The sequence below is a fragment of the Paraburkholderia sp. BGA-UO-ETr-F21 genome (genome assembly GCF_059567925.1).
The window spans coordinates 1,043,531-1,056,080 of the sequence record NZ_JCAQOY010000040.1 but is presented as its reverse complement, the minus strand read 5'-3'; the positions used below and the strand labels follow the sequence as shown (position 1 = coordinate 1,056,080).

At 62.3% G+C, this 12,550-nt stretch carries 10 protein-coding genes; 2 read left to right on the top strand and 8 right to left on the bottom strand.

Features of this window, described 5'->3' with window-relative positions:
* Positions 1–14 precede the first annotated feature (14 nt).
* Positions 15–791 carry an exodeoxyribonuclease III gene (gene xth / locus AC57B1_RS37170; RefSeq protein WP_091792865.1) on the top strand — a complete coding sequence of 259 codons (777 nt, stop codon included), beginning with the start codon at positions 15–17 and terminating at the stop codon, positions 789–791.
* 67 nt (positions 792–858) lie between these two features.
* Here the strand turns inward: xth and AC57B1_RS37165 are convergent, their stop codons facing one another.
* The 4 genes from AC57B1_RS37165 to glnA all read right to left on the bottom strand — a co-directional run bounded on the left by AC57B1_RS37165 (position 859) and on the right by glnA (position 7,402).
* Positions 859–2,940, bottom strand: coding sequence for a prolyl oligopeptidase family serine peptidase (locus AC57B1_RS37165; protein ID WP_496420180.1), 2,082 nt, complete (start codon positions 2,938–2,940; stop codon positions 859–861).
* Between the two features lie 154 nt (positions 2,941–3,094).
* Positions 3,095–4,609, bottom strand: coding sequence for a nitrogen regulation protein NR(I) (gene ntrC, locus AC57B1_RS37160; protein ID WP_091792863.1), 1,515 nt, complete (start codon positions 4,607–4,609; stop codon positions 3,095–3,097).
* Between the two features lie 35 nt (positions 4,610–4,644).
* Positions 4,645–5,787 (bottom strand): nitrogen regulation protein NR(II), encoded by a 1,143-nt coding sequence (glnL, locus tag AC57B1_RS37155; protein WP_091792862.1) that lies wholly within the window; start codon positions 5,785–5,787, stop codon positions 4,645–4,647.
* A gap of 199 nt (positions 5,788–5,986) precedes the next feature.
* On the bottom strand, positions 5,987–7,402 hold the full coding sequence (gene glnA, locus AC57B1_RS37150) for a type I glutamate--ammonia ligase (protein ID WP_091792861.1): 1,416 nt from the start codon (positions 7,400–7,402) through the stop codon (positions 5,987–5,989).
* Between the two features lie 441 nt (positions 7,403–7,843).
* Here glnA and AC57B1_RS37145 point away from each other — a divergent pair, with 441 nt between their 5' ends.
* On the top strand, positions 7,844–8,308 hold the full coding sequence (locus AC57B1_RS37145) for a rhodanese-like domain-containing protein (RefSeq protein WP_091792860.1): 465 nt from the start codon (positions 7,844–7,846) through the stop codon (positions 8,306–8,308).
* Between the two features lie 263 nt (positions 8,309–8,571).
* Here the strand turns inward: AC57B1_RS37145 and AC57B1_RS37140 are convergent, their stop codons facing one another.
* The 4 genes from AC57B1_RS37140 to AC57B1_RS37125 all read right to left on the bottom strand — a co-directional run bounded on the left by AC57B1_RS37140 (position 8,572) and on the right by AC57B1_RS37125 (position 12,550).
* Positions 8,572–9,408 (bottom strand): competence/damage-inducible protein A, encoded by an 837-nt coding sequence (locus AC57B1_RS37140; RefSeq protein ID WP_408347669.1) that lies wholly within the window; start codon positions 9,406–9,408, stop codon positions 8,572–8,574.
* 30 nt (positions 9,409–9,438) lie between these two features.
* Positions 9,439–10,272 carry an EI24 domain-containing protein gene (locus AC57B1_RS37135; RefSeq protein WP_091792858.1) on the bottom strand — a complete coding sequence of 278 codons (834 nt, stop codon included), beginning with the start codon at positions 10,270–10,272 and terminating at the stop codon, positions 9,439–9,441.
* A 201-nt stretch (positions 10,273–10,473) separates the two neighbouring features.
* Positions 10,474–11,472, bottom strand: a complete 999-nt coding sequence (locus tag AC57B1_RS37130; protein ID WP_408347663.1) for a sterol desaturase family protein — start codon at positions 11,470–11,472, stop codon at positions 10,474–10,476.
* Positions 11,473–11,530: 58 nt separating this feature from the next.
* Complete coding sequence (locus tag AC57B1_RS37125; RefSeq protein WP_408187247.1) at positions 11,531–12,550, bottom strand: YVTN family beta-propeller repeat protein; 1,020 nt, start codon at positions 12,548–12,550, stop codon at positions 11,531–11,533.

Below are 12,550 nucleotides of genomic sequence, written 5' to 3'. Positions count from 1 at the left end.
CTTGTGAGAATGTCATGAAAATCGCCACCTGGAACGTCAACTCCCTCAAAGTCCGCCAGCAGCATGTGATCGACTGGCTCGAAACCAGCGGCACCGACGTGTTGTGCCTTCAGGAACTGAAGTTGCCGGACGAAAAATTTCCCCGCGCCGAACTCGCGGAGAAAGGTTACCGGAGCTGGTTTGCCGGTCAGAAGACTTACAACGGCGTCGGCATTCTGGTGCGCGACGGCCTGACGGTCGACGAAGACAGCGTCGTGCGCAATATTCCCGGGTTCGAGGATCCGCAGCAACGCGTAATTGCAGCGACCATTGAAGGCACGCGCGTTATCTCCGCCTACTTCCCGAACGGCCAGGCGCCGGGCACCGACAAGTTCGCCTACAAGCTGCGCTGGCTCGCCGCACTGCACGACTGGATCGCGAGCGAGATGGCATTGCATCCGAAGCTCGCGCTGCTCGGCGACTACAACATCGCGCCGGAAGATCGCGACGTGCACGATCCGAAAGCGTGGGAAGGCCAGAATCTGGTGTCGCCCGAAGAGCGCGCGGAGTTCGTGCGTCTGATCGAACTCGGCCTCGTCGACGCATTCCGCCAGTTCGAGCAGCCGGAGAAGCTCTACTCGTGGTGGGACTACCGGATGATGGCGTTCCGACGCAACGCCGGGCTGCGCATCGATCACATTCTGCTCTCGAAGGCGCTGGCTGAAGTGTGCTCGTCATGCGACATCGACAAGGTGCCGCGCAAGTGGGATCAGCCGTCGGACCACGCGCCGGTTGTCGCGCAACTCGGCTGACGCTCGCCTGGCCGACTGACTGGACCTCACGCGCCGACATGGCGCTCAGGTGGCGCTAAGGTGGCGCTCAAGTGGCGCGCCGCTCGCCGTCACCCAGGCACGACCACAAGAACTCGAAGACAAGAGCGTCCTGCACCGCCATTTGCAGCCCGTCCGCGGCTGCGTGGCCGCCCTGTGTGTCCTCGAAGTACCAGACCTGCGCGGCGCCGAGCGCCTGCATTCGCGCGGTCATCTTGCGGGCGTGGCCGGGGTGTACACGGTCGTCGTCGGTGGATGTCATGAACAGCACGGGCGGGTACTCCCGGCTAGCCGACACCCGATGGTAAGGCGAATACGCGGCGAGCACGCTCGCGTCCTCCGGGACATCCGGATCGCCGTATTCTTCGAGCCATGATGCCCCTGCGTGCAGAAGCTGATAGCGGCTCATGTCCAGCAGCGGCATCTGACTGACCACGGCACCGAACAACTCGGGCCGTTGCACCATGCAAGCCGCCACCAGCAGACCACCGTTGCTGCCGCCCTGAATGCCCAGTTGCGCAGGCGTCGTCACCCCGGTGTCAATGAGCGCCTGCGCGACAGCGATGAAGTCGTCGAACGCGCGCTGCCGGTTGGGACCCACCGCCGCGGTATGCCAGGCAGGGCCGAACTCCCCGCCACCACGCGTATTCGCCACCACGTAGACACCGCCGGCCTCCAACCAACCGAGACCGACGCCGCTCATGTAGCCCGGCGTCAGCGAAATCGCGAAGCCGCCATACCCGTTCAGCAAACACGGCCGCGGTTGCTCTGTGCGCTCTCGCGGCCCGATCAGGGTATAGGGCACCCGGGTGCCGTCCGCCGACATCGCATGAGCGCGCGTCACCGCGAAAGGCGTGGCATCGAAACTGGCAGGGTATCGGTCAATCAATTGCCACTGCGAGAGATCATCCTGCGCGAGATCGACAATCCAGCAACCACCCGGTTGAAGATAGTCCTCCACACTGACATACGCCTCGTCGCCGATGGTCGACTCGATCGGCGAAACACCGACCTGCACGTTCTCCTGCAATGGAAACTCGCGCGATACCCACTCCCAGGACGCATCGCCCGACGGTCTTGCATGCCACAGAACCGTGCGCTGCTGCACGTCGTCGAGATATGAAAGGATCAGCTGGTGCTGCGTGATCGAGTAGCCGCAGCCCGAAGTTGTCGGCGTGGGCACGAAGAGTGGCACGCAATCGCGCTCGCCGCGCAAGAATGCCGCCTCGCGAACGGCGAGTAATGTCCCGCCGGCATAGACCACCCCGCCGCAATCCCAGGGAAGGCGCGGTTGAAGCAGCAGCCAGCCGGCCCACGCCTCGATTGCGACGTGCGTCGGCGCGTCGAAACGCTGCCACTCCTGCGAAGCGGAAAGATAGTAGGTCTCCGAATCAAATGAATCGACGGAGACGGACAGCGCGTGGCGCCGATCGACGTGATCGTAAAAGGCGCAAACCGAGACATCGTCGAATTCTGCGCGGAACACGACCGGTGCGTCCGTTATCGGTGTGTCGCGCGTCCAGCGCCGCACTTCGCGCGGGTAGCCGGAACGCGTCAGACTCGCGCCGCCGTTGTCCCAAGCAACATAGACAGTGTCACGGTCGATCCAGAAAATCGAATGCTTGCCTGGTCCGGGAAGCGCGAATCCATCGTCGACAAAACGCAGTGTTTCCAGATCGAACTCGCGCACGACGAGCGCATCCGCCCCACCGGGCGAGAGGAAAATCAGCGCCCGGTCGCCATCCGGATCGAGGATCTTCTCATTGACGCAGACCCACGGCATCTGCTCTTCTTCGCAAAGCAGATCGAAATCGAGCAATGTCTGCCAGTCGGGTTGACCGGCACGCCAACTCGCCCATGAAGTGCGGCGCCAGATACCTCGGGGATTGTGTTCGTCCTGCCAGAGATCGTAAGCCCAATCCCGCCATCGCCCGGGGATGACCGGGCGATCGTCACGCAAGTAAATCGCGGCGAGCCGGACTTTGAACGCGTCAAAGCGCGCCCCGCTCCCCCATTCCGCAAGCGTACGCGCATTCTGCCGCTCCACCCAATCGAGCACCACCGGATCGTCGAGCGCTTCGAGTGCGAGGAAGGTGTCGGGCGAAAGAGGCCAGGAAAACGGCGTCGACATAACGGCTCCCGAAATAGAAAGGAGAACCGATTATGCGGCCCGCTCTGCGGGTGAACTCGTTAAGGCGACATCGTGCCGCACCATGCGCGCCAAAGCGCCCATGGTGCCAGACATCACGTTCAGAATAGATAGGATTACCGACCAGGCAATCCCCTTAAGGCTCGAGATTCAGTTCCTGAATCTTGCGAGTAATCGTATTGCGGCCGATGCCAAGACGCTCGGCCGCTTCCACCTTGCGGCCGCGCGTGAAGTCCAGCGCCTCGCGAATCACCGCTGCTTCGAACCGGCGCGCGAGTTCGTCCATGACGTCCGCCGCGTTCTCGCGCAACATGCGCGCGACTTCGGTGCGCAAGCCACCTTCCCAGGCGCTGACAGGACTCGCAACCGGCAATCCGCCCGCCGCGGCCGGATGCACCGCAGCGCTCGCGCCGTTGACCGGCGCGCCGCCGGCCAGGCTCGCCTCCCCCGCACCGATCGCGCCGCCACCACCAGCCAGATCGGTCACGCCTGCTTGCGCGGGCCCGAGGTCGGGCGGCAAGTCCTTGATCTCGATCGTCTGCGCGGGCGCCATCACCGTCAGCCAGTTGGCGAGGTTCTCCAACTGACGCACGTTGCCCGGAAACGGCAGCGACGCGAGATAGGCCAGCGCCTCTTCGGACACGCGCTTCGGCTCGACGCCGAGATCGCGCGCGCTCTTTTGCAGAAAGTGGCGCGTGAGGAGCGGAATGTCTTCACTACGTTCGCGCAAAGCCGGCAAACGCAAGCGGATCACATTGAGACGGTGATACAAGTCTTCCCGAAACAGGCCCTGACGAACACGCGATTCGAGATTCTGGTGCGTCGCCGCGATCACGCGCACATTCGCGCGCAACGGATTGTGGCCGCCGACGCGATAAAACTGACCGTCCGACAGCACGCGCAACAACCGCGTCTGCAAATCGAACGGCATGTCGCCGATTTCGTCGAGAAAGAGCGTGCCATTCTCAGCCTGCTCGAAGCGCCCCTGGCGCATGGCCTGCGCACCGGTGAAAGCGCCCCGCTCATGACCGAACAATTCGGATTCCAACAGATCCTTTGGAATGGCCGCGGTGTTCAGCGCGATGAAGGGACCGTTCGCCCGTGGGCTATGTCGGTGCAACGCACGCGCGACCAGTTCCTTCCCGGTGCCTGATTCGCCGGTAATGAGCACGGTTGCAGCAGAATGGGACAGTCGGCCGATCGCGCGAAACATGTCCTGCATGGCCGGCGCCTGGCCGAGCATTTCCGGTGTTTCGGTGACGCGCTCGTCCCACGTCTGTTCGCCGCGCATGCTTTCGTCCACCGCGCGGCGAATCAGTTCGACCGCCTTGTCGACGTCGAAAGGTTTGGCGAGGTATTCGAACGCGCCGCCCTGGAATGCGGCGACCGCGCTATCCAGATCGGAGAATGCCGTCATGATGATGACGGGCAAGCCCGGCACCTTGTCACGGACGGTTTGCAGCAATTCGAGGCCGGAGCCGCCAGGCATCCGGATGTCGGATACCAGCACCTGCGGGCTGTCGTGATCGAGCGCGGCCGACGCTTCGCGCACGTTCGCGAAGCTGCGGGTCGCGAAGTTTTCGCGGGCCAGTGCTTTTTCGAGCACCCAGCGAATCGATTGATCGTCGTCTACTATCCAGATCGGCTTCATATGGGTCGGTCAGAAGTCTTGAGATACATATCGTGTTAGCAGTCGAGCGGCAGCAGAATCTGAAACTCGGTGTGGCCCGGGCGGCTATCCACTTCGATCAAACCGTCGTGCTGTTGCACGAATGTCTGCGCGAGCGTCAGTCCGAGACCGCTGCCGTCCTCGCGCCCCGACACGAGCGGATAGAAAATGCGGTCACGGATTTCTTCGGGAATGCCTGGGCCGTTGTCAGTAATACGCAAGTCCAATGCCAGCTTACATAAACGTTTCGACACGGTGATCTTGCGGGCCACGCGAGTGCGCAATTCGATCCGCGCATCGCCTTGCGAAATCCGTTCGCGCAGCGCTTCGGCCGCGTTACGCACGATGTTCAGGAGCGCCTGGATCAGTTGCTCCTTGTCGCCGCGCAGGTCCGGCACGCTCACGTCGTAATCGCGCTCGATGGTGAGGCCGCGCGGAAACTCCGCGAGAATCACCTGGCGCACGCGCTCGCACACCTCGTGAATGTTCACGTCGCCGACGATATGCGGATGGCGGTGCGGTTCGAGCAAACGGTCAACCAGCGTTTGCAGCCGATCCGATTCCTTGATGATGACCTGCGTGTACTCGCGCAACTCATCGCGCTGACGCTCGCCGAGTTCGAACTCGAGCAGTTGCGCCGCACCGCGAATCCCGCCCAGCGGATTCTTGATTTCGTGCGCGAGATTGCGGATCAGTTGCTTGTTGACCGCCGTGAGGTCGTTGATGCGCTCCTCACGGTCGGTGCGTAAATGCCGCTCGTTCTCGAACAGTTCGAGCAGCACATAGTCTTGCGCGCTTTCCAGAAAGCCGACGATCGCATGCACATGCAGCGGCTCATGGCCCGGACGCTCGAGCACGGCGTCCAGATGCGTCGCGTGAAAACGGTGGGCGGCGATCGCGGAAATGGTCGCGACCAGTTCGTCGGCATTCGAAAAAATGTCTGGCCACGCCATCTGCGTGAGTTGCCGGCGCGAGAGATCCAGCATCGACTCCGCTGACGGATTCGCAAACGCGACCCGCAGCGTGCGCTTTTCGAGCACCAGCACGACCGTCGGCAGCGCCTCGAAGCCGGGCAGCAAACCGGAGCTGACGAGTTGAGCGTCGTCCGAGAGCGTCTGCTCGTGCCCTTTCCTTGCCTTGATCAGATTCTTTAGAACCATCTTGCAGTCTGGCCGATAGGAGATGGTGATAAATCAGGTAGTCCGCTTGTTGCCATGCTCAATACCTACACAACGCCCGCACGCCGCAAACGTTGTGCTCGGCCTAACAAAAAAGGGACGGCGCCGCCGTCCCTTCGTGACCGATCGCGAGCGTCGGGCAAAGCGCTTCGCCGTGTGAAGGGCGAAGCGCCATTGCCGCTTACAGCGAGTAGTACATTTCGAATTCGATCGGGTGCACCGACTGACGATAGCGTTGCAGCTCGCCCGTCTTCAGTTCGATGTACGCGTCGAGCATCGAATCCGTGAACACGCCACCGCGCGTCAGGAATTCGCGGTCGCCGTCCAGCGCGTCCAGAGCCTGGTCGAGGCCGGCGCACACGGTCGGGATCTTTGCATCCTCTTCCGGCGGCAGGTCGTACAGATTCTTGTCGGCGGCTTCGCCCGGGTGAATCTTGTTCTGCACGCCGTCCAGACCCGCCATCATCAGCGCGGAGAAGCACAGGTACGGATTCGCCATCGGATCCGGGAAACGCGTTTCGATACGGCGGCCCTTCGGGTTCGACACGTGCGGAATGCGGATCGATGCCGAACGGTTGCGAGCCGAGTAAGCCAGCTTGACCGGTGCTTCGAAGTGCGGCACGAGGCGCTTGTACGAGTTCGTCGACGGGTTCGTGATCGCGTTCAGCGCGCGAGCATGCTTGATGATGCCGCCGATGTAGAACAGCGCGAATTCCGACAGACCTGCGTAACCGTTGCCTGCGAACAGGTTCGTGCCGTCTTTCCAGATCGACTGGTGAACGTGCATGCCCGAACCGTTGTCACCGACCACCGGCTTCGGCATGAACGTTGCCGTCTTGCCGTACGTGTGCGCGACGTTGTGGATGATGTACTTCATTTGCTGCAGCCAGTCAGCGCGTTGCACCAGCGTCGAGAACTTCGTGCCGATTTCGTTCTGGCCCTGGCCCGCGACTTCGTGGTGGTGCACTTCGACCGGAATGCCGATCTGTTCGAGCAGCAGACACATTTCCGAACGGATGTCCTGGAACGTGTCGACCGGAGCGACCGGAAAATAGCCGCCCTTCGTGCCCGGACGGTGGCCGGTGTTGCCGCCTTCGAAGTCCATCGACGACGACCACGGTGCTTCTTCCGAACCGATCTTGACGAACGTGCCCGACTGATCCGTGCCCCACTTGATCGAGTCGAAAATGAAGAATTCGGGTTCCGGACCGAAGAATGCCGTGTCGCCGAGGCCCGTGCTCTTCAGATACGCTTCAGCGCGCTTCGCCAGCGAGCGCGGGTCGCGCTCATAGCCCTTGCCGTCCGCCGGTTCGACGACGTCGCAGGTCAGCACGAGGGTCGATTCTTCGTAGAACGGGTCGATGAAGGCCGTGTTCGCGTCCGGGACCAGCAACATGTCCGATGCTTCGATGCCTTTCCAGCCGGCAATCGACGAACCGTCAAACGCATGGCCGCTTTCGAACTTGTCTTCATCGAATGCCGACACCGGCACCGAAACGTGTTGCTCTTTGCCGCGCGTGTCGGTGAAACGGAAGTCGACAAACTTGACGTCTTCGTCTTTGACGAGTTGAACGACGTCGGCCACGGATTTACTCATAACCTATCTCCTGATTAACGAATTCGGCGGATTCAGCCGCCGCCCAATCTAGCTGACCCGTCCCGGCACGTCCACCCCTCAATGCCTCAGGATGAATATAAATATATGCTCGGACAAATCGATCGGCACCAATAAAGCAGCTTCTGTGCCATGTATGCGCCAACCCGGCGCAAAACCACACCCCACGCGCGTTCGCGGGGAATGGGCGCACCGCGCCACATGCAGCCCTAAAAACTTTGGGCTCTACACCGCACCAAATACGTGCATTCGCTCAAGCGGCAACATCCGTGATCTTTATTTTGGTGCATGCACGGAAATTTGCACCATGTTTGCGCACACCTCGGGTCGCGGCGGTCACGGCGTTCGGCGCAGTTCGAGCTATGCATGCGCGCTCTTGCCGCGCGCTAGAATGATCATTTGGTCCGAAGGAGATTTGCGCTCATGAGCTCGCTCGAACAGTTGTACGCAGTCGCGGACAAGCGCCGCAACGAGAACCAGTTGCCGTACGCGGGCGCAGTGTCGCCGGCGGAAGCATTCGAACTGTTGCAGCTCGATCCGCGCGCCCGCCTCGTCGACGTGCGTACCCGCGCCGAACTCGATTGGGTCGGCCGGCCGGTTATCGGCGACGGACAATACGCGCATGTCGAATGGACACGTTATCCGGGTGCGGTGCCGAATCAGGAGTTCCTTCAGCAATTGAATCAGGTGGCCACGCCCGATACGCCGGTGCTGTTCCTGTGCCGCAGCGCCGCGCGCTCCAAGCTCGCCGCGATTGCCGCCACACAAGCCGGCTTCAACAAGGCGTACGACCTGCTGGAAGGCTTCGAAGGCGACAAGGACGGCCAAGGGCATCGTAAGACAGTGTCGGGCTGGTGCTTTCGCGGGTTGCCGTGGATCGGCGCATGAATGACGGGATGTCCCACCGCGATTGCGGCCTCGTTTTTGCCTGAAGTGTTCGCGCAGGTGTGGCCTGATCCCTGGCTGTTGCCGAGGTTCGTCGAGGCCGGTGCAATACCGCCTTGATGCGGGCTCGCCTGTGAGAACAGGCTTATCGTCTGCGCCGAATGTGACAGGCCGATGATGCGCTCAAGCCGCGCTCGAATCGAAGACGCGCGCGGTGAAAAACGGGCGCCGCAGCGCCCAAACCCACCTGAAAAATGCCGCGCGGCTCAGGCGCGCGGTTTCGCCGCCGCAGCCGCCGCCTCGGGTTCGACGATATCGCCGCCCAGCAGGTGCACCCCCTCGCGCAGCTTGACGAATGCCGCCGCCACTGCCTCGGGCTCGCCCTTCACACCCAGATCGATATGATGCCGCGCATACACGCCGCCGCGTTCCGCATCGCCCACGCTCGGCAGGCTGAAGACGCGCACGCCCGGGAAATCGTGTTCGATCTTTTCCATCAGCGGCGTGACGCGCGACTCCGGCAACTCGAACACCAGTAGCGACTTCTCTGCGTGCGGCATGGCGTGATGCAGATGCGCGTACTGCGTATCCAGCACCCATTCGATCATCGGCCACGCCATGACCGGAAAGCCCGGTACGAAGTGATGCTGGCGAATCGAAAAGCCCGGGATCTTGTTGTAGCCGTTCGGAATGATCGACGCGCCCTGCGGATAAGTGCCCATATTCAGACGATGCAGGTTCTCCGGCGACTGCAGATCGAGCGGCGCCGCCGAGTTAGCCGGATGCATGTCGCGGATGCGCTCCTGAATCAGCTTCGCGGCCTCCGGGTGCAGTTCGAGCGGCACACCGAGCGCGGCCGCCGCGCATTGGCGCGTGTGGTCGTCCGGCGTGGCGCCGATGCCGCCCGTGGAGAACACGATATCCCCCGAAGCGAACGTGCGCCGCAGCGTCGCCGTGATGCGCTCGGGGTCGTCGCCGATGTATTCCGCCCAGCCGAGCGACAGCCCACGCGCGCCGAGCAATTCGATGACCTTCGGCAGATGCTTGTCGATACGCCTGCCGGACAGGATTTCATCGCCGATGATGATGACGCCAAATGCCATTGCCGCCTCTTTTGCTTAGTCAGTAATTCATCAGTAAGGAACCGGCGCCGCGTGCCGCACGCCGCCGTGCTCTTCCGCGCGCATGCGTTGCAGCGCGCGCAAACAGTAGTAGCCGAACCACAGCGCCGAGAAGACGAGGATGAACGCATAGATCCAGATCGTCACGGCCGTGATCACCGGGAACAGCACGATCAGCCAGACCGACGACGCCCACAGCAGCGTGGGCAGCGAACCCAGCAAACCGCTCGCAATGCCGATCAGCAGCAGCGGCAGGCGGAATCGCCGCACCAGCGCGCGCCGCTCGTCGCGCGTGGCATGCAGCGCGAGCGCGTCGTAGGTCATCACACGATACGTGAGCCAGCCCCACAGCAGCGGCGGAATCAGCGCGAAGAACGGCGGCACGAGCCACAGCGGCAGCGTGACGATCAGCAGCACCAGACAGACCAGCGTGGTCCATAACGCCTGAGCGAGGCTACCGTACCACGTTCCGCCGCGACGCATTTCCAGGCTGGGGAATTGGCGCGCAGACAGGAAGCGGATCACCGAGGGCATCGACAGCGTGGCGATCAGCAGCAGCACGGTGACGACGATCAGCGGAATCGCCATCGCGATCACGATAAACGGCGCGATCGCCGTGTGCAGCGCCGCAAAACCCAGCCAGTCGAACAGATGATAAAGCGTGAGCGTGAACGACCAGCCTTCGAGCCAGGTGCGGGTCGCGCCGATCAGCGTCTGCCAGGAAAACCACAGGATCACGCCCCACCCGACCGTTGCCGCGAGAAACGGCATGAAGGTCAGCCAGAGCATGCGCGGGTGGAGCGCGCTTGCGAGCGCGCGCCCGAACGAGCGCAACAGATCATTCATGCGAGCCAGTGCCGGTGAGCGAAACAGTGGAACAAAGAGAACCGCGCGACGAAGCGGCCATGCGGCCCGCCGCTCGCCCCACGCAGGGACATCCCGTGGCGCGGCCCTCGAGGGGATTTACCGCGGGACGTGCGCAAACGTGAACAGGATAAACCACGTGACGCGCCGCCGGGGAAACCAGCGGCGTGGGAGGAGGCTCGCTCAAACGGCGGCGGCGTCGTTACTTTCGGTGCGGCGCTTCGGCGAAAGACGCCCGGCGATGCGCACAAAGGCGAGCCAGTGCTGCGCCCAGAAACCGTCGCCATAGCGGCGGCCTTCGAGCTGATCGCTGATGCCGGTCGGCTCCATCTCGCGGCTCCAGGACACGCTGCGAAACAGCATGTCCCACCACGGAAACAGCACGCCGAAGTTGCAACCGTATTTCAAGCCTTCGTGACCGTAGCCGATGGCATGGTGGCGGCGATGGAAGGTCGGACTGACCAGCAGACGCTCGCCGAGCCAGCCGAAATACAGACGGATGTTCGCATGCTGGACGCTCTGCGCGAGATTCGTGATGGCCACCAGCACGACGAACTGCGACGGCGGCACGCCGATCACCAGCGCGATCACCGCGAAGAACGAGGCTTGCAGCAGACCGTCGAGCAGATGGTTACGGTCGTCGGACCACAGCGACATCTGCTGCTGGCTGTGGTGCACCGCGTGCAGTTCCCACCACACGCCGATCCGGTGTTCCCAACGGTGATACCAGTAACCGGCGAAGTCGAGCACCAGCAGATACATCACGAACGTGACGAGCGGCTGTGTGGTCACGCCCGGCCACAGATTGTCGAACTCGATATTCGAGATGTTGTGCAGCCGCAGCCACGCCTGCACGTTGTCGAAGAACGGCTGCAGCGCGAAGAAAAAGAACAGGTTGAGAATGCCGAGCTTGGCGATCCACGTGTAGATCACGTCGACGCGCACCGCCTTGCGGCTCTCCCACTGCTCCACCGGACGCAGCGCTTCGAGCGGGCGCAGGATCGCGTACATGGCCAGCACTTCGACGACGCCCACGATCACCCAATACAGGCTGTCGTAAGTGTCTTCGTCGTAGTCCATCAGGTTGAAGCGGAACAGCAGCGGCTGCACCACGTCGACGTACAGCAACGTCTGCACGGCCGAGACGAAGCTGTCGAGAGAAGAAAAAATCAGATGGAACATGGTGCTGGCCTGTTACTTCATCCGTGTCGGTTCGCCTGGTGCAGCGTGAGCCCCCGCATCAGGCGCCGTTCGGCGCCGTGATCGGCGCGCGATTGAAGAAATAGATGCCGTGCGGCGAGCGGCCTACGGCAATCGTCTGGATCAGCTTACGCGTTGTCAGGTCGATGATGCCAACGTGCTTGGCGAAGCGGAACGTAACCCACAGATAGCGTTTGTCGGCGGAAAGTTCCATGTCGTCGGGTCCGGGCATCAAGCCGGTGATGTCGCCGACGTTGGTAAGCGAGTCTTCGTCGATGATGCTGATGGTGCTCGCCACGCGGTTCGACACCGCAACGTGCTTGCCGTCAGCCAGCGAACGGAAGTTATGCGCGCCGTTGCCCGTGTGGATCGTCTTGACGATCTTCTGGTTGCGCCAGTCGACTACCGCGACGTAATCCGCGCCGGTCATACCGATCAGCAGGTATTTCTCGCCCGGCGTCATCCACAGGCCCGCCGGCACCTTGCCGACCTTCATCTTCCACTTGACGGTTTGCGTGGCCAGGTCGATCGCGGCCAGTTCGCCCGAAACCTGCAGCGTGACGAAGACCGTCTTGCTGTCGGCCGTGAACGCCATATGGCTCGGCATGACCGCAAGCGGCAGGCGCGAGGCCAGCGTCATCTGGTTCTTCTGGCCGTCGTAGTGATAGATATCGAGACGGTCCAGACGCAGGCCGGTGGTGACCAGCCATTTGCGGTCAGGCGAGAAGCCGATCTGATACGGATCTTCGATGTTTTCGACCCAACGCTGCACCTGGCCGGTTTTTGGATCGACGAACATCAGATTGTTCGACACCGAATTCGCCACGATTAGCGACGAATTGTCCGGCGTGGCCATCAAGTGATGCGGTTCCTTGCCCGTGGGCACGGTGCCGATGACCTGGCGGCTGGTCTCGTCGATCAGGCTCAGCGTGGCTTCGCCGGAGTTGAGCACGATCACGTTGTTGGCGTGGGCCGCCGGAGAAAAAAAACCTGCGGCAGCGACCAGCGCCGTAGCCGCGGCGAACGTGGCAGTCAAGCCGGGAAGAAAAAATTTGCGCAT

Excerpts from the sequence above, each read along its gene's own strand:
- xth (WP_091792865.1), top strand. The coding sequence starts at position 15 with ATGAAAATCGCCACCTGGAACGTCAACTCCCTCAAAGTCCGCCAGCAG.
- ntrC (WP_091792863.1), bottom strand. The coding sequence starts at position 4,609 with ATGAAGCCGATCTGGATAGTAGACGACGATCAATCGATTCGCTGGGTG.
- glnL (WP_091792862.1), bottom strand. The coding sequence starts at position 5,787 with ATGGTTCTAAAGAATCTGATCAAGGCAAGGAAAGGGCACGAGCAGACG.
- AC57B1_RS37140 (WP_408347669.1), bottom strand. The coding sequence starts at position 9,408 with ATGGCATTTGGCGTCATCATCATCGGCGATGAAATCCTGTCCGGCAGG.
- AC57B1_RS37135 (WP_091792858.1), bottom strand. The coding sequence starts at position 10,272 with ATGAATGATCTGTTGCGCTCGTTCGGGCGCGCGCTCGCAAGCGCGCTC.
- AC57B1_RS37130 (WP_408347663.1), bottom strand. The coding sequence starts at position 11,472 with ATGTTCCATCTGATTTTTTCTTCTCTCGACAGCTTCGTCTCGGCCGTG.
- AC57B1_RS37125 (WP_408187247.1), bottom strand. The coding sequence starts at position 12,550 with ATGCGCAAATTTTTTCTTCCCGGCTTGACTGCCACGTTCGCCGCGGCT.
- AC57B1_RS37145 (WP_091792860.1), top strand. The coding sequence starts at position 7,844 with ATGAGCTCGCTCGAACAGTTGTACGCAGTCGCGGACAAGCGCCGCAAC.
- glnA (WP_091792861.1), bottom strand. The coding sequence starts at position 7,402 with ATGAGTAAATCCGTGGCCGACGTCGTTCAACTCGTCAAAGACGAAGAC.
- AC57B1_RS37165 (WP_496420180.1), bottom strand. The coding sequence starts at position 2,940 with ATGTCGACGCCGTTTTCCTGGCCTCTTTCGCCCGACACCTTCCTCGCA.